This window comes from Halomicrobium katesii DSM 19301, from assembly GCF_000379085.1.
GTDB classification, from domain to species: Archaea; Halobacteriota; Halobacteria; order Halobacteriales; family Haloarculaceae; genus Halomicrobium; species Halomicrobium katesii.
Window position 1 is genome coordinate 1,226,664 of sequence record NZ_KB905378.1, and the last position, 17,932, is coordinate 1,244,595.

Genomic DNA, 17,932 nt, shown 5'->3' on the forward strand with positions numbered 1-17,932 from the left:
TCGGTGTCTCGACCTCGCTCGGGAGAACAAACGTTTTGTCCGCGTCCGTGGACCCTCCGGGCATGAAACAGGGCGGGAGCGACGACGCGAAGCGCGCGGCGGGAGCATCGGCCGCCGAGGCCGTCGAAGACGGGATGGTGGTCGGGCTCGGGACCGGCTCCACCGCGGCCCACGCGATACGGGCCATCGGCGCGGCCGTCGACGCCGGGCTGGACGTGACCGGGGTTCCGACCTCGTTTCAGTCCCGCGAACTCGCGCGGGAAGCGGGGATCCCGTTGACCGACCTCGACGCCGCCGAGATCGATCTCGCGATCGACGGCGCGGATCAGGTCGCTGGCGGGTGTCTCGTCAAGGGCGGCGGCGCGGCCCACGCCCGCGAGAAGATCGTCGACACGGCGGCCGACCGGCTCCTCGTCGTCGTCGATCCGACCAAGGAGGCGGACGTGCTCGACCACCCGGTCCCACTCGAACTGCTGCCGGCCGCCAGACGGCCCGTCGCGGCGGCCGTCGAGCGACTCGGCGGGGAGCCGGCGCTTCGCCGCGCCGAGCGCAAGGACGGGCCGGTGGTGACCGACAACGGCAACCTCGTGTTCGACTGTGCGTTCGGTGCGATCGCCGACCCCGCCGCGCTGGCGGCGGACCTCGCGACGATCCCCGGCGTCGTCGAGCACGGCCTGTTCGTCGACGTGGCCGACGAGATCCACTGCGGGACGGCTGACGGCGTCACCGTTACCGAACTGTAGCCACCGATAGCGCCACGGCTGGTCGGTTCGCGTCGAAAAAATCGATCGAGGGTGTCGGCCTTACAGGTCGCGCGGCTGGACGGTCTTCCGGTCGTTGGCCTCGGCTCGGCGGGCGGCGTCTGCGAGCAGCTCCTCGACCTCGTCGTCGAGGGCTGTGTAGAAGTCGGAGGCAACGTTCATGTCATCGAGCTCTTCCTTCACGGCTGCTTTGACGATTAGGTCTGCCATACAGAGAACGTGTTCCAGGTGCCATGTTAAATACTTTCCTGAATCATGGCCCTCTCGCCGGTATTGACGGGGGTTTGAGCCACTTTGACACTCGACACCCCATATAAATATGGCCGATCCGGCTCGCTTCGAGGTGGCCTCGACCACCGAAACCGCCGCTGGCGACCGCTGGTGTGTCGCTCGCGCGCGAACGCGGCGGGCGAACAGTTGGAAAGAGTCGAGTGTGCGCGCTCCAGAGAGTGGGTATGCGCGAACTACTCGACGCCGTCGCCGCGGGCGAGGTCACGCCCGCCGAGGCCGAGGCGGAACTCGCCGGCTACGCCACGGGTGAGGCCGGTCGATTCGACGCGACCCGGGAGCAACGCTCCGGCGTCCCGGAGGCGGTGCTGGCGGACGGAAAGACACCGACGGAGGTCGCACAGCTGGCCGCGACCGCGCTGTCGACGACCGGTCGAGCGATCGTCACCCGGGCCGACGAGGCCCAGGCCGGTGCGGTCCGAGAGCGCCTCGACGACGTGGCACCGGCGGCGACGCTGTCCTGGTCCGAGCGGTCCCGCTGGCTCGTGGCCCACGGTCCGGAGTACGAACGACCCGACCTCGACGCCAGCGTCGGCGTCGTCACTGCCGGCACCTCCGACGCGGTCCCGGCGGGCGAGGCGGCGATGATCGTCCGCGAGATGGGGGTCGACGTGGAGCGCGTCGACGACGTCGGCGTCGCCAGCCTCGTCCGCGTCGTCGACCAGCTCCCGGCCCTGCGCGAGCAGGACGTGTTGATCGTCGCCGCCGGTCGCGAGGGGGCGCTGCCGACGGTCGTCGCCGGCCTCGTCGACGTGCCGGTGATCGGGCTCCCGGTCTCGACCGGCTACGGCCACGCTGGCGAGGGCGAAGCGGCGCTGTCCGGCATGCTCCAGTCCTGTACCGCCCTCTCGACGGTCAACGTCGACGCCGGCTTCACGGCCGGCACGCAGGCCGGGCTGATCGCCCGCCAGATCGACGATGCGAGCGGCGCGTAACGCCCTAACTGTGTTGGCATGTGAGGCTATGGAACTGGCTCCCATACGTGTGAGTGCCGGACGCCGAGAGACCGGCCCCAACCATGCCAGAGTGCGATCACTGCGGCGCGCACGTGTCGGATCGTTTCGCTCGAGTGTTCGCGGACAAGAGCGGCAACGTCCGCGCCTGCCCGAGCTGTTCGGCGAACGCTGGAATCGCCGAAGTTGCCCGAGAGCGCGCCCACAAGGTGTGAGGCCCGACTGGGCCACCCGTACCGTGGTACTAGTACCACGCGACGCCCTGTTCTGTCGACGAACTCCCCAGCCCCGGGCACGCGACCGATGAGCGACCACTACGTCTACGTCCTGCGCTGTGCCGACGACACGCTGTACACGGGCTACACGACGGACGTACAGCGCCGAGTGGCCGAACACGACGCGGGCGAGGGCGCGAAGTACACCCGCGGTCGGACGCCCGTCGAGCTGGTCCACGTCGAGTCCTTCGAGAGCCGCTCGGCCGCGATGCGCCGCGAGTACGAGATCAAGCAGTACTCGCGGGGGCGCAAAGAGCGACTGATCGAGTGATATAGTAACAATTGAAACGATTTACACACCGATCGAACTGCTGTCGTGCGATCGGGTGTACATTGATTTTCGATGGCTACTATACTGCCGGCGGGAGCGAGGACGGGAGCTTTTTGCCGGCCGGGGTCGCACTGCCAGCCATGACAGACGCAGACGCCGAGGCCATCGCCTTCGGTACCGACGGCTGGCGGGCGACGCTCGACGAGTTCACCGACGAGCGGGTCCGCATGGTGGGCCAGGGGATCGCGACCCACCTCCGCGAGGCGGGCCACGACGGTGAGACGGTCGCCGTGGGCTACGACGCACGCTCTCACTCCCGAGGGTTCGCCGAGGAACTGGCCCGCGTGCTGTGTGCGAACGGCTTCGACGTGGTGGTGCCCGACCGAGACACGCCGACGCCGGTCGTCGCGTGGACGGTCGAGTCCCGCGGGCTGGCCGGCGCGCTGATGGTGACGGCGTCGCACAACCCGCCGGAGTACAACGGCGTGAAGTTCGTGCCCGCCGGGGGCCAACCGGCGCTGGCCGACGCGACCGACGCCGTCGAGGCGGCGCTTGCCCGACCGGACCCGCTGCCAGAGCCCGAGCGGGGGAGCGTCGAGGAGACGGACCTGCTGGCGGCGTACCTCGACCACGCGGTCGAGTTCGCCGGAGAGAGCCGCGACGAGCCGGTCGATCTCGACGGGCTGACGGTCGCCTACGACGCGATGCACGGCAGCGGCCGCGGCGTCACCGACCGCCTGTTAGAGCGGGCCGGGGCCGACCTCGTTCGCCTGCGCTGTGAGCGGGACGCCGACTTCGGCGGTGGCGCACCGGAGCCCGTCGCCGAGCGCGTCGAGGCGCTGATCGAGCGGGTCCGAGACGGCGACGCGGCCCTCGGGATCGTCAACGACGGCGACGCCGACCGGATCGGCGTCGTGACGCCCGACCGCGGGTTCCTCGATCCGAACCTCTTCTTCGCCGCGGTGTACGACGACCTGCTGACGGCACACGACGGCGAGCGACCGGACGGCGCTGGATCGGCCGGCGTCGTGCGGACCGTCTCGACCAGTTCGATCGTCGACCGCGTCGCCGCGGCCCACGGCGAGTCGGTCCACGAGACCGCCGTCGGCTTCAAGCACGTCGCCGCGGCGATGGCCGAACACGACGCCCTGATGGGCGGCGAGGAGTCGGGCGGGTTCGGGCTCACCGCACACCTCCGCAACAAGGACGGCGTCCTGCTGGCGCTGCTGGCCGCCGCGGCCGCACACGATCGGCCGCTCGACGAGCGCGTCGACGCCTTGCTCGCCGAGCACGGCGAGATCCACCAGGGCCGGATCAGCGTCGACTGTCCGGACGACCGCAAGGAGCGCGTGCTCGGGGCCCTGGAGTCGTCGCTCCCGGACAGCGTGGCCGGGCGCTCGGTCGACTCGGTCTCGACGGTCGACGGCTTCAAGATGACGCTGGCAGACGGCACCTGGCTCCTCGTTCGCCCCTCCGGCACCGAGCCCAAGCTCCGGGTGTACGCCGAGGCGACGAGCCGCGAGCGGGTCGACGAACTGCTCGCCGCCGGTCGCGAGATCGTCACGCCCCTCGTCGCCAGCGCGGAGTGATCCCGTCGCCTGTCAGTTCGTGACGATATCCGCTACGCCGGTGGTCACAGATGGCCAGCCGACGGTACGAGCCCCGAGACGCTACGCACTCTCCAGGCGACCGCGATAGCGCGACTCGTCGCCGTCGACCGGCTCGATCGCGAACCCGAGCGTCTCGTAGAACGGCCGGACCCGCTCGTCGAACGTCGCCACGAGCCGCCCACGTTCGGCCAGCGCCCGCTCGACCAGTGTCGAACCGATCCCCTGCCCGCGTCGGCGACGGCGGACGGCGACGCTGACGATCCGGTCGCCGTCCAGTACGAGCGCTCCCAGCACGCGCTCGCCGTCGTCGGCGACCGCGAGCAGCGTCTCGCCGCGCCGGAGACTCGCTTTCAGCCGGGCGGGCTCGGTCTCCAGGGCCGCCCCGTCGAGGACGTTCGCGACGGCGGCCCGGTCGGCCGGCGTCGCCTCGTGGACCCGCATCGTCTCGTACTGGCGACTCCCGTCAGAAAGTATTTGACTCTCGGAACGGCACCACGCTCACCCGCCTTTGACCAGCCGGACCACGCGGACGTGGTCCGTCTCGACGGGCTGATCTTCCGGGACGGGCGTGCCGTCGACCAGGATCGAGACCGTGTGGGGGCTGAGGTCGGTCGGAGCCAGCAGGTCGACGTAGCTGTCCCCCACCGCGACCTCAACCTCGCGGGTCTCGCCCCCGACGATCTCGACTGTCACGCGCATACGGTCCGATTCGGACGGTCGCCCTTGAGCGTGTCGCCGGGCGGCCCTCAAGCCGACGGCTCGGCGTCGCCAGCGACCGGCTCGGGGGTGGGGTCGGGATCGTTCTCGTCGCCCTGGTAGCGATCGGACATGCCGAGGACGAGCGCGCCGAGCCCGACCAGCACGGCGACGGCCTCGACGAGGTCGCCGAGGATCGGTACGAACTTCACCGCAGCGACTCCGAGGACACCGACGAGCAGCGCGAGCCACCGACTGTCTCGGTCGATCCGTCGGAGGAGCCAGCGGCCGAGGGCGAACCGGCCGTACAGTGCGCCAGCCCACACGAGGAAGACGTACGCGACCATGCCGGCGATCGACAGCGGGATGCCGACCAGCGTCGCGAACAGCAGCACACAGACCAGGGGACCGCCGACGAGCGCGAGCAGTCCGAACGCCCCCATCCGCAGGGGATCGTCGGTCACGCCGTCGGCGACGCTCGTCGAGAAGCGGGGAAACGCCACCACGAGGACGGCCCCCGCGACGAGGTTCGCGACGACGCCGTAGGCGGTGAAGGTCCCGGTCGGCAAGGCGAACGACGGGCCGCTGGGGCTGACGGTCACGTTGTCGGTCCGCTCGACTGTTCCGCCGACGGTCGCGCCGTCCGCGCGGTTCAGGTTGCCGTCGTAGGTCAGGTCGCCGCGGATGTCGGCGGTCGGCCCGAGCGTGATCTCTTCGGTACCGATCTCGACGGTGCCGTCGATCCGTCCGTCGACGGTGGCCGAGCCGGCTCCGGCGGTCAGGTTGCCGCCGATCCGAGCGCCCTCGTCGACCGTCACGGAACCACCCGCGCCCTCGACGTCGCCGCCGACGGTCCCGCCGATGTCGAGGGTGCCGGCAGCCGCTTCGACGTCGCCCTCGACGGTGCCGTCGACGATAACGGTGCCGCCGGTGGCTTCGAGGTCTCCCGTGACGGTCCCTTCGACGACGACCGTGCCGCCGACCGCTTCGAGGTCGTCGTCGATCGTCTCGCCCGGGCCGACCGTGACTGTCCCGCCGGTCCGACTGGCCGCGGCCGCCGTCCCGGGGAGCGCTCCGACGACGAGGACTACTACGAGCAGTGCGCAGAGTGTGCGTCGCATATCCGACCTTCACCGTCCGACGACATAAAACGGAACTCGGAGTTTCTCGGTGGGAAGCTGTGACCGAGATCGCCCGCGTTCCCGGCGGGGAACGCTTTTGAGATCGGGGAGAATGTACTGTGGCATGCGAAGTCGACAGGGAGTGCTCGTCGGACTGGTCGCCGCGACGGGGCTGTTGACGGTCGTGCTACTCTGGAGCGTCGTGACGACCGTCTTCTTCGCCATCACGGTCGCGTACGTGCTCTATCCGCTGCGCCGGCTGCTCGTCGAGCGAGGGGTCCATCGTCGGATCGCCGCCGCCGCGGCGACCAGCGTCGCGTTCCTCGCTGTCGCGGCGCTGATCGGCCCGCTGCTGTGGTCGCTGTACCGCCGTCGTGGAACGCTGTTGGCGTATCTCAGGGAGCTCCCGACCGCCTTCGAGTTCGAGATTCTGGGGATGCCGTTTGGCTTCGAAGTGGGATCGCTGGCCGCGACGGCTCGTGTCGCGATCACCAACCTCGCCGTCGACGTGGCCGGGAGCGCGCCGATCATCGGCCTGAAGCTGTTTCTCTTCACTCTGCTCGTGTACGCGCTCCTGTTGCGGCCCAGCGCCGCGCCGGCGGTCGTCTTCCGCGCGGTCCCCGACCAGTTCCACTCGCTCGTCCGCACGATGCACGCGCGGACCAAAAACACCCTGTACGCGATCTACGTCCTCCAGGGAGCGACGGCACTCGGCACGTTCCTCATCGCCTACGTCGTCTTCGCCGGTCTTGGCTACTCCGGTGCCTTCGGACTGGCGGCCGTGGCCGGCATCCTCCAGTTCGTTCCGGTCGTCGGCCCGAGCATCCTGATCGCGGTGGTCGCCGCGACGGACGTGGTCGCCGGGGATCTGACCGGGGCGGCCACGCTGCTGGTGATCGGACTGGTCTTCGTCGGCTTCCTCCCCGACGCGATCATCCGGCCACAGCTCGCTCCCTATACCGCAGACATTCCCGCGAGCCTCTATTTCATCGGCTTTACCGGCGGCGTGCTCTCGATCGGGATCGTCGGGTTCATCGCCGGCCCGCTCGTCGTCGCGCTGTTCGTCGAAGCCGTCGAGTTGCTCACGAACGATCGGCCGGCGGTCCAGCGCCAACTGGACCACGAACAGACGGAGTAGGTCGTCGACCGCCAGACGGTCAGTTCTCGCCGGTCTCCAGGGGACGGTCCTGTGCCGTCCACTCGGTGAGACTGCCCTCGTAGAAGGCCAGGTCGTCGTAGCCGAGGTGACACAGGACGACGTAAGTGTGGCTGATCCGGCGCGCCGTGTTACAGTAGAGGACGATCCGCGTGTCGGGGACGATCCCGCGGGATTCGAGCAGCTCCCGGACCTCCGTCTCGGGGCGCAGGCCGCGGCTCTCGTCGTCGACCAGTTCGCGCCAGTCCAGCTGGACTGCACCGGGGATGTGCCCCTCCTCGTACTCCCAGCCCTCTCGGGTGTCGACGATCACGGCGTCGCCGTCGACGGCTTCGGCGACCGCGTCGGCGTCGACCAGCGGCGTCTCGGCCGGCGGCTCGATCGCGTACTCCGTCGGCGTCGGCGCGGGCGTCTCGCCGGTCGTCTCGCGTTCGAGTTGCCACGCCGAGAAGTCCCCGTCGAGCAGGTGCAGCGTTGCGGGGTCGTGGCCGTACAGCGCCGCCGTCACGAGAAAGCGCGCGGCGAAGACCCCGTGCGTGTCGTCGTAGGCGACGATCTCGTCGCCGTTGGCGATTCCCGCCTCCGAGAGCAGCGCCGCGAAGTGCGCTCGCCCGGGGAGCATCCCCTCGTCGTGCTCGCCGCTCTCGTCGGCGCGAAACGCGTCGAAGGGGACGTTGACCGCGCCCGGGAGGTGACCGATGCCGTCGTACTCCCAGGCGTCGCGCACGTCGACCACCCAAACGTCGTCCAGACGCTCTGCGAGCCAGGACTGGGACACGATATCTGTCATTGCCCGTCCGTTTCGGACGCGACGGCTTGAAACCGTCCGTCTCGGCCGCTCGAAGATAGCGGAGATATTTTCCAGCCCGCGGCTCGCCGTCCGAACCGAACCGCCGGCAGTCGGGGGAGCGCCGCCGGAACCGTGCGAAATATCCGCATACTAATACGTCCGACAAGGGGCAGAAACTGCCGCCAGAGGGGAGGAGTGGCGGGCTATGCCGAGAGAGGGTGGGGTTATATGGACGGGGTGCATATTTTGGTCTGTATTATGAGCGACTACGCAAACGACGTTCTCGTGACGGCGGAGTGGGTCGAGGACAACCTCGACTCGTTCCAGAGTGACGATCCCGACCACCGACTGGTCGAGGTCGACGTAGACACGGAAGCGTACGACGAGGCCCACGCGCCCGGCGCGATCGGCTTCAACTGGGAGACACAGCTCCAGGACCAGACGACCCGAGACATCCTCTCGAAGGAAGACTTCGAGGACCTGCTCGGGAGCCACGGCATCAGCGAGGACTCGACGGTCGTCCTCTACGGTGACAACTCCAACTGGTTCGCCGCCTACACCTACTGGCAGTTCAGGTACTACGGCCACGACGACGTTCGGCTCCTCGACGGCGGCCGCGAGTACTGGCTCGACAACGACTACTCGACGACAGACGAGGTCCCCGAGTTCTCCGCAGTCGAGTACGAGGCGTCCGGCCCGCGCGAGTCCATCCGCGCGTACCGCGACGACGTCGAGAACGCCATCGAGAAGAACCTCCCGCTCGTGGACGTTCGCTCCCCCGAAGAGTTCTCCGGCGAGGTGCTGGCACCTCCGGGCCTGCAGGAGACCGCACAGCGTGGCGGCCACGTCCCCGGTGCGAAGAACATCTCCTGGGCGGCCGTGACCAACGACGACGGCCGGTTCAAGGACTTCGACGAGCTCCAGGAGCTGTACGCCGACGAAGACATCGACGGCGACGAGACGACCGTCGCCTACTGCCGCATCGGCGAGCGCTCCTCGGTCGCCTGGTTCGCGCTCCACGAACTGCTGGGCTACGACGACGCCGTCAACTACGACGGCTCCTGGACCGAGTGGGGCAACCTCGTCGGCGCGCCGATCGAGAAGGGCGAGGCCGAGTAAGGTACGAACGAGGCCTCGAATCGGAACGGGGAGCGGTAGCGACCCGTGGAGAAGGGCAACTGAACGGCCGAGCGTTTCATCGCGAGACAGCAGTTCGCTTCTCGCAGAGAAAGGCGAAGCGGACGACTGAGCACCGCGAGGGAGTTCGCTTCGAATCGGAACGGGGAGGCCCTGGGCCGACCCGCGAAGAAGGGCAACTGAACTGATTCGACTCGTTTTTTTTCGAGCGCTGACCCGGAAGCGACGGGTACGGCACCGCGGGGCAGCGACAGAACTTCGCGACTAGCCGGTCAGCCAGTACCGGGTCTGATCGACGGTCGTCGAGAGCCACTGGCCGTGGACGCGGCCCGGTCCGGGCTCGAACACCGCGTCGAAGACGAGGTCCCGGCCGTCGATACGCAGTTCTCGGAGCGCGAGCGTGCGCTCGCTGGCCCAGGTCGCGAGGCGCGCGTCGCCACACTCGTCGAGTTCGAAGTAGGTCGCTGGCGTCCGATCGGTCGTGAACGTGTACTCCCGGTCGCCGTAGGAGAGCGTCTCTTCGACGATCTCGCCGAAGGCGAAGGCGATCCGGCACTGTGCGCGCGGCTCGTCGGCTCGGTCGCTGTCGACGCGGCGACGGCGGTCGACGTCGTAGCCCCACTTGCGCGCCCACCCTTCGAGGAGGCGCACGTCGATCCGCGGGTCCGACCTCGACCGGCCGCCGTCCCACAGGACGTGATACTGGGACGGTCGCTCGTCGCCGAGGTGCTGGTCGAACATGGTGGTGGGATTCGGCTGAGCCACCATATATCTGCAGGTCCGTTCACCGACGCTGCCGGCGACCGATATCGCTTCAGACTTCGATAATCGGGTGAGGACCCGCTATACTGCGGCTTTCGGTTCGGTCGCGGCGTTGGCCGCGACCATCCGGCCGAGCGTTCGCACGCGGGCCTCGATGTCGGCGTCGACGAAGGCTCCGTCGTCGTCGAAGGCGTCGGACGCGTTGCGGATCCCGACCTCGTGGGGGAGCGTCCAGCCGTGGACCGTCCGGACGCCGGTCCGGAGGTGTTCCAGCGCCGGGCCGTAGGAGCCACCGCCGGCAGTCGCCAGCAGTCCGACCGTCGTGTCCCTGAACTCGTCGCGCCCCAGGTAGTCGAGCGCGTTCTTCAGCGCCGACGACACCATACCGTGGTACACCGGCGTTCCGAGCACCACCGCGTCGGCGTCGGCGAGCAGCGCCCGCAACGCCTCGGCGTCGCCCCGGTCGCGGTCGTCGGGATCGAACAGCGGTAGTTCCCACTCGCGGAGGTCTACCAGTTCCGTCGCCGCGCCGGCCGTCTCTGCGGCCGACAGCGCGTGTTCCAGTGCCAGACACGTCGTGCTCGTCTCGCGCAGACTACCGCTGATGGCGACGACGAGCGGGGACTCGCTCATGACAGCGTGTCTGGACGCCGACGGGCTTAACCCCCGTGGTGGCACCTCGACGAGGTGCTCGTCTGTCGGATCCCGGCAGTTACAAGCCCTGGCGACCGTAGCGACCAGTATGGACGCTCAGGAATTCGTCGACACGGTCAGTTCCGAGAACAAGACGGCGCTCTCGCGGCTCGGCTCCTCGAAGGCGCTGTACGCGCTCACCGGCGGCGAGATGGACGAGGGACCGATCCTATCAGGTGCGGCCGACCGCGCGCACTACGCTGGCGAGACCGTCGACGGGTGGGCGGGAGAGACCTTCGAGGCGGCCGCCGACACCGCCAGCGACCACTACGAGACGATCGTCGACAAACTCGGCGACCACGAACCGGGCGAGCGGCCGGCCATGTTCGAGACGCTGGCCCGACAGGACGAGACGGCCGCCCGTCTCGGCGGACTCGTCGGCTGGACGCTCGTCGCCAAGAAGACCGACGAACAGCTCACGGGCTTTTTCGTTGGACAGGCCGACCCCCAGACCTCGCAGGTGTTTCGCGACCTGGGTGGCGACATCGAAGCCCTCCGCGAGCAGGCCCTCGACGCGCTGGCCGAGGACGGCGACTGGAACGCCGCCGAGGCCGCAGCGAGCGCGGTCGTCCAGGCCGCCTACGACGACTACTTCGAGACGCTCGAAGACCTCGGCGTGAACCCCAAGCCGGTGTGCTGACTTCCTTCTCGCGCACACCTGAACACGTCTCGGAGCTTCCGTGTCCCGAGCCGTCCCAGCAGCTTCGCCGGCCCGCGCTTTGGCGCGTCGGCGAGCACGTTCCGGAGTGAGGGCGGCTCGGACGTTCCGAGCCCGCACGCTCTCGCCGGTCTCGTCGCTGGTGCTCGGCGTAACGCCGGCAAGCCCGACGACGCTTCCCAGATGCGGCGTCGAACTCCCTGTCGCCAACGCTCCGTCGTCGACCGCGGGTAGCCGCCACCTACTACATTCGATATAGCGTACAGTAGTTTATCACTTCGCGATCCACATTCTGACTCTCTCCGCAAAACACGGCCGAAAGCGCGGAGAGCCGGCGAATTCGCCCAAAGCACACCGCTCAAGTCGATCGAGCCCTACTGTCGGACAATGAGCGACTCCGGCCCACTGTCTCCGGACCGACCGGACGCCGAGACGGCGTTTCGCGTCGACGCACCGTTCGAGCCAGCCGGCGACCAGCCAGACGCCATCGAGCAGCTCGTCGACGGATATCGGCGGGGAATGGACAAACAGACCCTGCTGGGCGTCACTGGGTCGGGCAAGACCAACACCGTCTCGTGGGCGATCGAGGAGCTCCAGCAGCCGACGCTGGTCATCGCCCACAACAAGACGCTGGCGGCCCAGCTCTACGAGGAGTTTCGGAGTCTCTTCCCCGACAACGCCGTCGAGTACTTCGTCTCGTACTACGACTACTACCAGCCCGAGGCCTACGTCGAGCAGACCGACACCTACATCGACAAGGACGCCTCGATCAACGACGAGATCGACCGCCTCAGGCACTCTGCAACTCGCTCGCTGCTGACCCGCGACGACGTGATCGTCGTCGCCTCGGTGTCGGCGATCTACGGGCTGGGTGATCCGCGCAACTACGTCGACATGAGCCTCCGGCTGGAAGAGGGCCAGCAGATCGAGCGCGACGAACTCCTGGGCCAGCTCGTCGACCTGAACTACGAGCGCAACGACGTGGATTTCACCCAGGGGACCTTTCGCGTGCGGGGCGACACCGTCGAGATTTACCCGATGTACGGCCGCTACGCCGTCCGGGTGGACATGTGGGGCGACGAGATCGACCGGCTCGTGAAGATGGACCCGCTGGAGGGCGAGGTCGTCAGCCAGGAGCCCGCCGTCTTGCTCCACCCGGCAGAGCACTACTCGATCCCCGAACAGCGCCTCCAGCGAGCGATCGAGGAGATCGAGGACATGCTGGCGGATCGAATCCGCTACTTCGAACGGCAGGGCGACGCCGTCGCGGCCCAGCGCATCGAGGAGCGGACTACGTTCGATTTGGAGATGATGAAAGAGACCGGCTACTGCTCGGGGATCGAGAACTACTCGGTCCACCTCTCGGACCGCGAGAGCGGCGAAGCGCCCTACACCCTGCTGGACTACTTCCCCGACGACTTCCTCACCGTCGTCGACGAGTCCCACCAGACGATCCCCCAGATCAGAGGCCAGTTCGAGGGCGACAAGTCGCGCAAGGAGAGTCTGGTGGAGAACGGCTTCCGCCTGCCGACCGCCTTCGACAACCGCCCGCTGACCTTCGAGGAGTTCGAGGAAAAGACAGACCGGACGCTGTACGTCTCGGCGACGCCGGGCGACTACGAGCGCGAGGAGAGCGGCCAGGTCGCCGAACAGATCGTCCGTCCGACCCACCTCGTCGATCCCGCGATCGAGGTCGCAGACGCCAGCGGCCAGGTCCAGGACCTGCTCGAACGGATCGAATCGATGCCCGACGAGGAGCGCGTGCTGGTGACGACGCTCACCAAACGCATGGCTGAGGACCTCACCGAGTATCTCGAAGAGAGCGGCGTCGACGTGGCCTACATGCACGACGAGACCGACACGCTGGAGCGCCACGAACTGATCCGGTCGCTGCGGCTGGGCGAGATCCAGGTGCTCGTCGGCATCAACCTCCTGCGGGAGGGACTGGACATCCCCGAAGTGAGCCTCGTCGCGATTCTCGACGCCGACCAGGAGGGGTTCCTGCGGTCGGAGACGACGCTCGTTCAGACGATGGGGCGGGCCGCCCGCAACGTCAACGGCGAGGTCGTACTCTACGCCGACGACACGAGCGACGCGATGCGGTCGGCCATCGAGGAGACCCAGCGCCGCCGCCAGATCCAGCAGGCGTACAACGAGGAACACGGCTTCGAGCCGACCACCATCGAGAAGGAGATCGGCGAGTCCTCGCTTCCGGGTGCCGAGACGGACACCAGCGACGTGGCCGGTGACGGTCCGGCCGACGCCGACGAGGCCGCCCGACAGATCGACCGGCTCGAAGCCAGGATGGCCGAGGCGGCCGACAACCTGGAGTTCGAACTCGCTGCGGACATCCGCGATCGGATCCGGGAGCTACGCGAGGAGTTCGAGCTCGACGGTGGCGACGACGGTGGCGTGCCGGCCCCGGGTCCGAGTGAGTTCTGATACTGTCGGCTGTCTATTTGTGACGATTCCGCCACCCTGGGGTGGCGAATACCTCCACGAGGTTACGGCAAGTTTGCGGCCCGACCTCTGCTTCGAGACGGACTCGTCTCTCGTATCCGTCGCCACGACACAGCTGACGCCGTGCACCGGCCGTTTGTGGCCGTGTCGACTGTTCCAGGGACACACGTCTGGTCACGTCATAAATCATTATTCGCGATATCAAAGTGGCGTCGAGACAGATTCGCCGAGCTCGCGGCGACGGCAATAGCGACCGCTCTCGTGTGCCGATGCGTGATCCGGACACCGGGATCGAGATCGTCGACGATCGATCAGGCGTCGGCTCGCACGCCGATTTCGCTCTCGAACTGCTCGAAGAACGCCTCCATGAAACGCCATCGCGATCTGCCGAGCTGCCGGGCCGGTGGCGTGTGCAGTTGCTCCAGTCGTTCGCGCGCCCACTCTCGGAGGAGCGAAACGTCGGGGCGGTCGGTCGTCGCTTCGTGTGTCGAGGCGTCGTCGAGGTGTGCGTACTGGGTCCCCGTTCGGCCCGATCGTTCGCCGACGACACACGCGAGTCGGACGATCCCGACCGCACCGGTCGCATCGAGCTTGTCGGCGTCGAACAGGAGCTTCGCTTCCGGGCTCTCGGGCTCTGGTGAACTCGATCGGATGCTGTGGGTCCACAGGCAGTGTGCGATCGCATCGATTCGGTCGGCGGCGACGCCTTCGTCGGCCAGCAACTCCCTGGTTTCGGCGGTGGCCCACTCGTCGTGGTCGTCGATTTCGCCGACTCGCTCCAGCGGGCGGCCGATGTCGTGGAGCCACGCGGCCGCGGACAACACGTCTCGATCGACAGTGCGGTCCCACCTCTCGGCGAGTCGCACGGAGAGATCGCGGACCCGTTTCGCGTGGAACCGATCGTGCGCGGGGAGGGCGAGGTCGTAGTACGGCATCGCCAGCGATCGTGCGAGCGAATCGAGTGTGGAGGGCATCGCTCGGGGCGTCGTCGACCGGTACAAAAGCGATTGTGGAACACGACGCCGTTCCCGAAGCGCCGGTTCGCGGACCGACCCATTCTCTATCGCGGATAGTACTTTATGACTCGTCTCGTCGGGACGGAGTTGTACCCGACGAGTAGACTGATGAGACGCCGTTGGGCGGGTAGCGCGTGGATTTTTGCTGCCAGCGGTCGTCGTCCCTGTATGCCGATCAGTGAGACGGTCATCGCCGACGGTCTGGCGATCCACTTCCTCGAAACCGGCGATCCGGCGGCTCCGACGATCGTCCTCCTGCACGGCGGGATCATCGACGCGGCCCGCGTGTCCTGGGGCGAGGTGATCGAGCCGCTGGCCGCGGACTGTCACGTCGTCGCGCCGGATCTCCTGGGGTACGGCCGGAGCGGCGTCGACAGCGAGGGCACGGACGGCCGGACGGTTCTCCCACCGGGCTCCTACCCGGTCGGCCGGCACATCGACGCTATGACGGGGTTTCTCGATGAACTGGCTGTCGACACGTTCTCCATCGCCGGGCTCTCGCTGGGCGGTGCCGTCGGACTCGGCCTGGCACTCCGCCGTCCCGCTCTCGTCGACGATCTGCTGTTGATCGACAGCTACGGACTGGGACGGGCGCTGCCAAACGGGCGACTCTCCTACGGCCTCGCACGTGTGCAGCTGTTCAATCGAATCGCTATCGCTCTGTTCCGCCGGAGTCGTCGACTCACGAGGGCGAGTCTCGGCGGGATCGTCGCGGATCTCGACGGCCTCTCCGAGGCGGCGGTCGACGCAGTTTACGAGGAAGTCCAGCGACCCACTGCCGGGGTCGCGTTCCGCCGCTTCCGCGGGGCCGAAGTGACGCGCTCGGGATACCGGACCGTCTACGTCGACGAGCTACCGGAGCTTGCGGTCCCGACACGACTCCTCCACGGCCGCCACGACGAGGTGGTCCCGCTATCCTGGGCCGAGCGGGCGGCCGATCGCATTCCGGACGGTGAGCTGGTGGTTCTCGACTCGTGTGCTCACTGGCCGCCTCGCGAGGTCCCGTCGACCGTGGTCGAGCACGCCCGCGAAATTGCGGTTCGCTGAGCGCTCTCGCGGACGGTCTGGTCGCTTCGGAAGCTGTCACAGCGTGACCTGCACCCTCGGCGATATACCGATATTCGCGATACGAAAGCGCGGAGTTACCCCTGGCCGATTCGGTTCTGCGCGTCGGTCTGCGATCGCAGCCCTCTCAGGCGTCCGATCTCGCTGTTCGCGTTCGTCGCAGAAAGCCCAACGGGGATTCGAACCCGATGCCAGACCCCCGCTCTGCCCGGTCCGTCGTGATTCAAATCACGGTTACGACGCCAGCGATTTCAGCAGTTGCTCGGCGACAGAACGCCTCGTAGAAGTGAAAACCGACAAGCCTAGGCCGGGATTGAACCCGGGCTCTCGTCCTTACCAAGGACTTGCTTTACCGAGGTGGCCTTCGGCCCTAAAAGCGGCTATCTTTGCTGCAAATTCCTACTTTGCGTGCTTCTCATCTCTCTATCAGCAACTCTATTTATAAAAGAACCGGGGACTCGACCCCGTATGCCGTCTGTAGACGCAAGAAATCGACAACCGTGTTCGAGTGAGCGTTGCCCTACTTGGCACATTAGAATTCTGTGGGGTTCGAGTGGTTCAGTTGGATGGCTCCCTTCATCGAGTCGGATAGCTCTGTTGGAACCCTCTTAGTTCGATACCTGTCCGACTGAACAGCCAATAGGTAGACGTGCGTAGTTAACTATTCAGCTCTCTGTTAAGAAGTAGCCGCCGACCGGGTAGTGTTCAGATAAGCTGATTCCATGCGAAGCTGAAGGATCTGAGCCAGTCGTCAGCTGTATCTGGATCGACGTGACTAAAACAGTTTGAGAACGAAGAGGTTCGTCGCTTTACTTCTCGAAAGACACGTTCGACACTGTTCCGATTTCCATGTTTTTGGTATTTGAAATCGAGATCATGCCGTGAACACGCGTCTTTCAACGGAGTCGCACCGTCAATGAGAAACACGGCATCGTCGACATCGTGTTTTTCGCGTAGCTCGGCAAAGAATGCGTGAGAAATAATGTTTGTACGCGTTGTCTCAAGCTTTGTATAGAGCAATTCGTTTGAATCTGGATCGACGGCGGCGTACAGCCAATACTGCTCGTCATCGATTCGGATCACCGTTTCGTCAACCGCAACCTGATCCGGAGATCGGCCAGACTCTGGCTGTAGCTCGGCCTTGTGAACCCAGTTATGAACGGTGGATCGAGCACGTTCGACACCAAATATATCAAGAACTGAAACAGTATTAGAAAGCGACAATCCAGCGAGATGCAACTGAATACTGAATTTCATCAGATGCTCTTACGTAGACTGGCGAAAAATATCGGCAGCGAAGCAGTCAACGAGTCCGTGGATTGGTGCGCCAGCGAGATTCAATGACCGCAGGAAGCCGTAGGTACGAGCGGCCTGTTCCAAGCCCTGCTTGGACAGGCCGCGGAATTTCTCGATCCACGGTTGCAACAACGACCAGAGACACTCAGCTTGGTTGGTGTGAACACCCGCATCTGAGACGTATGCTTCGTCGTGAACCACCGTTCTGTGGTCGTGCTCCATCTGTTGATACGGTGGGTACTCATCCGTCCAGACCTCTCCCAGTCGCTGGGAGAGGTCTTCAGCTTCTTCGATCACTGGCTTGAGTTCGTCCTTGAACTTCGTTCCTTCCTCAGCAGAAACCACGCGAAGCACGTCGCGGCAGGCCGCGACGAGCGTCAGTTCATCACCCTGCTCACCGCTCCAGCGTGTGCGACCGCCCTCTGGCGACCCGCCGCGGGACAGACCGTCCCGCGGTGGGTCGCGTCCCTTGTACCCAGAGCAGACCTGCTGGGTTTCATCGACCTGCGTTGGCCCGTCGAGAGTGTGATCGATGCGATCCCAGACGACGGGGAAGCCGCGCTGGAACGCGGCTTCCACGTCACGAATCGCCGAGTGAATCGTGTTGTATGCCCGATCAAGTAGGGAAGCAATTTGATTGATGCTGAGCAACGAATCAGCGTAGAGGACGAAGGCGACGAGGAACTCGCCGGGGGCGAGTTCCGCGTCGTAGAACGGTGTACCGAGCGTGTAGGTACTCATGAAGCCGCAGCCACGGCACCAGATACGGTCGAGATCGTCGTAGGTTCGGATGGTTGTCGCGCCACAATCAGGACAGGGGGCCTGTTCCCAGATGGTCTTGAGACGCCGCTCGACGATGGCGTCGAGCGGCTCGGGCCGAAACTCCAAAGCGCCAAGCGATACAAGTTGCTGAAGCATCCCGCC

The 17,932-nt window shown here is 66.5% G+C and carries 19 protein-coding genes and 1 pseudogene; 10 read left to right on the top strand and 10 right to left on the bottom strand.

Going from position 1 to position 17,932, the window contains the following annotated elements:
* Positions 1-62: 62 nt before the first annotated feature.
* Positions 63-743 carry a ribose-5-phosphate isomerase RpiA gene (gene rpiA / locus HALKA_RS0106515; protein ID WP_018257225.1) on the top strand — a complete coding sequence of 227 codons (681 nt, stop codon included), beginning with the start codon at positions 63-65 and terminating at the stop codon, positions 741-743.
* Between the two features lie 60 nt (positions 744-803).
* On the opposite strand, the gene HALKA_RS0106520 is transcribed toward rpiA, so the two are convergent.
* The gene (locus tag HALKA_RS0106520) at positions 804-971 is read right to left on the bottom strand and encodes a DNA-binding protein (protein WP_015762108.1); all 168 of its coding nucleotides are present in this window, start codon (positions 969-971) and stop codon (positions 804-806) included.
* A gap of 245 nt (positions 972-1,216) precedes the next feature.
* Between HALKA_RS0106520 and larB the strand changes: the two genes are divergently transcribed.
* From larB to HALKA_RS0106535, 4 genes are all read left to right on the top strand, one after another.
* Positions 1,217-1,984 (top strand): nickel pincer cofactor biosynthesis protein LarB, encoded by a 768-nt coding sequence (gene larB, locus HALKA_RS0106525; RefSeq protein ID WP_018257226.1) that lies wholly within the window; start codon positions 1,217-1,219, stop codon positions 1,982-1,984.
* 83 nt (positions 1,985-2,067) lie between these two features.
* Positions 2,068-2,217, top strand: a complete 150-nt coding sequence (locus HALKA_RS22440) for a DUF7563 family protein (protein WP_015762110.1) — start codon at positions 2,068-2,070, stop codon at positions 2,215-2,217.
* An 88-nt stretch (positions 2,218-2,305) separates the two neighbouring features.
* On the top strand, positions 2,306-2,548 hold the full coding sequence (locus HALKA_RS0106530) for a GIY-YIG nuclease family protein (RefSeq protein ID WP_018257227.1): 243 nt from the start codon (positions 2,306-2,308) through the stop codon (positions 2,546-2,548).
* Positions 2,549-2,688: 140 nt separating this feature from the next.
* Positions 2,689-4,137, top strand: coding sequence for a phosphoglucomutase/phosphomannomutase family protein (locus tag HALKA_RS0106535; RefSeq protein WP_018257228.1), 1,449 nt, complete (start codon positions 2,689-2,691; stop codon positions 4,135-4,137).
* Between the two features lie 81 nt (positions 4,138-4,218).
* Here HALKA_RS0106535 and HALKA_RS0106540 read toward each other — a convergent pair whose 3' ends face one another.
* The 3 genes from HALKA_RS0106540 to HALKA_RS0106550 are packed head-to-tail and all read right to left on the bottom strand — an operon-like array spanning position 4,219 to position 5,975.
* Complete coding sequence (locus tag HALKA_RS0106540; protein WP_018257229.1) at positions 4,219-4,599, bottom strand: GNAT family N-acetyltransferase; 381 nt, start codon at positions 4,597-4,599, stop codon at positions 4,219-4,221.
* Positions 4,600-4,656: 57 nt separating this feature from the next.
* Entirely contained in the window at positions 4,657-4,857 is a 201-nt protein-coding gene (samp2, locus tag HALKA_RS0106545; RefSeq protein ID WP_018257230.1) for a ubiquitin-like small modifier protein SAMP2, read from the bottom strand.
* A gap of 47 nt (positions 4,858-4,904) precedes the next feature.
* Complete coding sequence (locus HALKA_RS0106550) at positions 4,905-5,975, bottom strand: DUF8173 domain-containing protein (protein ID WP_018257231.1); 1,071 nt, start codon at positions 5,973-5,975, stop codon at positions 4,905-4,907.
* Positions 5,976-6,099: 124 nt separating this feature from the next.
* On the opposite strand from HALKA_RS0106550, the gene HALKA_RS0106555 reads away from it, so the two are divergent.
* Positions 6,100-7,113 (top strand): AI-2E family transporter, encoded by a 1,014-nt coding sequence (locus HALKA_RS0106555; protein WP_018257232.1) that lies wholly within the window; start codon positions 6,100-6,102, stop codon positions 7,111-7,113.
* 19 nt (positions 7,114-7,132) lie between these two features.
* On the opposite strand, the gene HALKA_RS0106560 is transcribed toward HALKA_RS0106555, so the two are convergent.
* On the bottom strand, positions 7,133-7,921 hold the full coding sequence (locus HALKA_RS0106560; RefSeq protein ID WP_018257233.1) for a sulfurtransferase: 789 nt from the start codon (positions 7,919-7,921) through the stop codon (positions 7,133-7,135).
* Between the two features lie 258 nt (positions 7,922-8,179).
* On the opposite strand from HALKA_RS0106560, the gene HALKA_RS0106565 reads away from it, so the two are divergent.
* Entirely contained in the window at positions 8,180-9,040 is an 861-nt protein-coding gene (locus tag HALKA_RS0106565) for a sulfurtransferase (RefSeq protein ID WP_018257234.1), read from the top strand.
* A gap of 282 nt (positions 9,041-9,322) precedes the next feature.
* On the opposite strand, the gene HALKA_RS0106570 is transcribed toward HALKA_RS0106565, so the two are convergent.
* Together HALKA_RS0106570 and HALKA_RS0106575 are read right to left on the bottom strand one after the other, a co-directional pair.
* Positions 9,323-9,799: a hypothetical protein gene (locus tag HALKA_RS0106570; protein WP_018257235.1), complete on the bottom strand. Its 477-nt coding sequence runs from the start codon at positions 9,797-9,799 to the stop codon at positions 9,323-9,325.
* Between the two features lie 102 nt (positions 9,800-9,901).
* On the bottom strand, positions 9,902-10,453 hold the full coding sequence (locus HALKA_RS0106575; RefSeq protein WP_018257236.1) for an NADPH-dependent FMN reductase: 552 nt from the start codon (positions 10,451-10,453) through the stop codon (positions 9,902-9,904).
* Positions 10,454-10,562: 109 nt separating this feature from the next.
* Between HALKA_RS0106575 and HALKA_RS0106580 the strand changes: the two genes are divergently transcribed.
* Positions 10,563-11,153 carry a hypothetical protein gene (locus HALKA_RS0106580; protein ID WP_018257237.1) on the top strand — a complete coding sequence of 197 codons (591 nt, stop codon included), beginning with the start codon at positions 10,563-10,565 and terminating at the stop codon, positions 11,151-11,153.
* 405 nt (positions 11,154-11,558) lie between these two features.
* Positions 11,559-13,613, top strand: a complete 2,055-nt coding sequence (gene uvrB, locus HALKA_RS0106585; RefSeq protein WP_018257238.1) for an excinuclease ABC subunit UvrB — start codon at positions 11,559-11,561, stop codon at positions 13,611-13,613.
* Between the two features lie 329 nt (positions 13,614-13,942).
* On the opposite strand, the gene HALKA_RS0106590 is transcribed toward uvrB, so the two are convergent.
* On the bottom strand, positions 13,943-14,605 hold the full coding sequence (locus tag HALKA_RS0106590; RefSeq protein ID WP_018257239.1) for an HD domain-containing protein: 663 nt from the start codon (positions 14,603-14,605) through the stop codon (positions 13,943-13,945).
* Between the two features lie 210 nt (positions 14,606-14,815).
* Here HALKA_RS0106590 and HALKA_RS0106595 point away from each other — a divergent pair, with 210 nt between their 5' ends.
* Positions 14,816-15,694: an alpha/beta fold hydrolase gene (locus tag HALKA_RS0106595; RefSeq protein WP_018257240.1), complete on the top strand. Its 879-nt coding sequence runs from the start codon at positions 14,816-14,818 to the stop codon at positions 15,692-15,694.
* A 723-nt stretch (positions 15,695-16,417) separates the two neighbouring features.
* Here HALKA_RS0106595 and HALKA_RS20260 read toward each other — a convergent pair.
* Together HALKA_RS20260 and HALKA_RS0106600 are read right to left on the bottom strand one after the other, a co-directional pair.
* Positions 16,418-16,972, bottom strand: a pseudogene (locus HALKA_RS20260) (IS6 family transposase); the annotation flags it as partial.
* 6 nt (positions 16,973-16,978) lie between these two features.
* On the bottom strand, positions 16,979-17,926 hold the full coding sequence (locus HALKA_RS0106600; RefSeq protein WP_018257189.1) for an IS1595 family transposase: 948 nt from the start codon (positions 17,924-17,926) through the stop codon (positions 16,979-16,981).
* Positions 17,927-17,932 lie beyond the last annotated feature (6 nt).

What these genes read in the sequence shown, in the direction of transcription:
- HALKA_RS0106520 (WP_015762108.1), bottom strand. Translation starts at nt 971, where the DNA reads ATGGCAGACCTAATCGTCAAAGCAGCCGTGAAGGAAGAGCTCGATGAC.
- HALKA_RS0106550 (WP_018257231.1), bottom strand. Translation starts at nt 5,975, where the DNA reads ATGCGACGCACACTCTGCGCACTGCTCGTAGTAGTCCTCGTCGTCGGA.
- HALKA_RS0106530 (WP_018257227.1), top strand. Translation starts at nt 2,306, where the DNA reads ATGAGCGACCACTACGTCTACGTCCTGCGCTGTGCCGACGACACGCTG.
- HALKA_RS0106555 (WP_018257232.1), top strand. Translation starts at nt 6,100, where the DNA reads ATGCGAAGTCGACAGGGAGTGCTCGTCGGACTGGTCGCCGCGACGGGG.
- samp2 (WP_018257230.1), bottom strand. Translation starts at nt 4,857, where the DNA reads ATGCGCGTGACAGTCGAGATCGTCGGGGGCGAGACCCGCGAGGTTGAG.
- HALKA_RS0106535 (WP_018257228.1), top strand. Translation starts at nt 2,689, where the DNA reads ATGACAGACGCAGACGCCGAGGCCATCGCCTTCGGTACCGACGGCTGG.
- HALKA_RS0106565 (WP_018257234.1), top strand. Translation starts at nt 8,180, where the DNA reads ATGAGCGACTACGCAAACGACGTTCTCGTGACGGCGGAGTGGGTCGAG.
- HALKA_RS0106590 (WP_018257239.1), bottom strand. Translation starts at nt 14,605, where the DNA reads ATGCCCTCCACACTCGATTCGCTCGCACGATCGCTGGCGATGCCGTAC.
- HALKA_RS22440 (WP_015762110.1), top strand. Translation starts at nt 2,068, where the DNA reads ATGCCAGAGTGCGATCACTGCGGCGCGCACGTGTCGGATCGTTTCGCT.
- HALKA_RS0106570 (WP_018257235.1), bottom strand. Translation starts at nt 9,799, where the DNA reads ATGTTCGACCAGCACCTCGGCGACGAGCGACCGTCCCAGTATCACGTC.
- larB (WP_018257226.1), top strand. Translation starts at nt 1,217, where the DNA reads ATGCGCGAACTACTCGACGCCGTCGCCGCGGGCGAGGTCACGCCCGCC.
- rpiA (WP_018257225.1), top strand. Translation starts at nt 63, where the DNA reads ATGAAACAGGGCGGGAGCGACGACGCGAAGCGCGCGGCGGGAGCATCG.
- HALKA_RS0106560 (WP_018257233.1), bottom strand. Translation starts at nt 7,921, where the DNA reads ATGACAGATATCGTGTCCCAGTCCTGGCTCGCAGAGCGTCTGGACGAC.
- uvrB (WP_018257238.1), top strand. Translation starts at nt 11,559, where the DNA reads ATGAGCGACTCCGGCCCACTGTCTCCGGACCGACCGGACGCCGAGACG.
- HALKA_RS0106595 (WP_018257240.1), top strand. Translation starts at nt 14,816, where the DNA reads ATGCCGATCAGTGAGACGGTCATCGCCGACGGTCTGGCGATCCACTTC.
- HALKA_RS0106580 (WP_018257237.1), top strand. Translation starts at nt 10,563, where the DNA reads ATGGACGCTCAGGAATTCGTCGACACGGTCAGTTCCGAGAACAAGACG.
- HALKA_RS0106540 (WP_018257229.1), bottom strand. Translation starts at nt 4,599, where the DNA reads ATGCGGGTCCACGAGGCGACGCCGGCCGACCGGGCCGCCGTCGCGAAC.
- HALKA_RS0106600 (WP_018257189.1), bottom strand. Translation starts at nt 17,926, where the DNA reads ATGCTTCAGCAACTTGTATCGCTTGGCGCTTTGGAGTTTCGGCCCGAG.
- HALKA_RS0106575 (WP_018257236.1), bottom strand. Translation starts at nt 10,453, where the DNA reads ATGAGCGAGTCCCCGCTCGTCGTCGCCATCAGCGGTAGTCTGCGCGAG.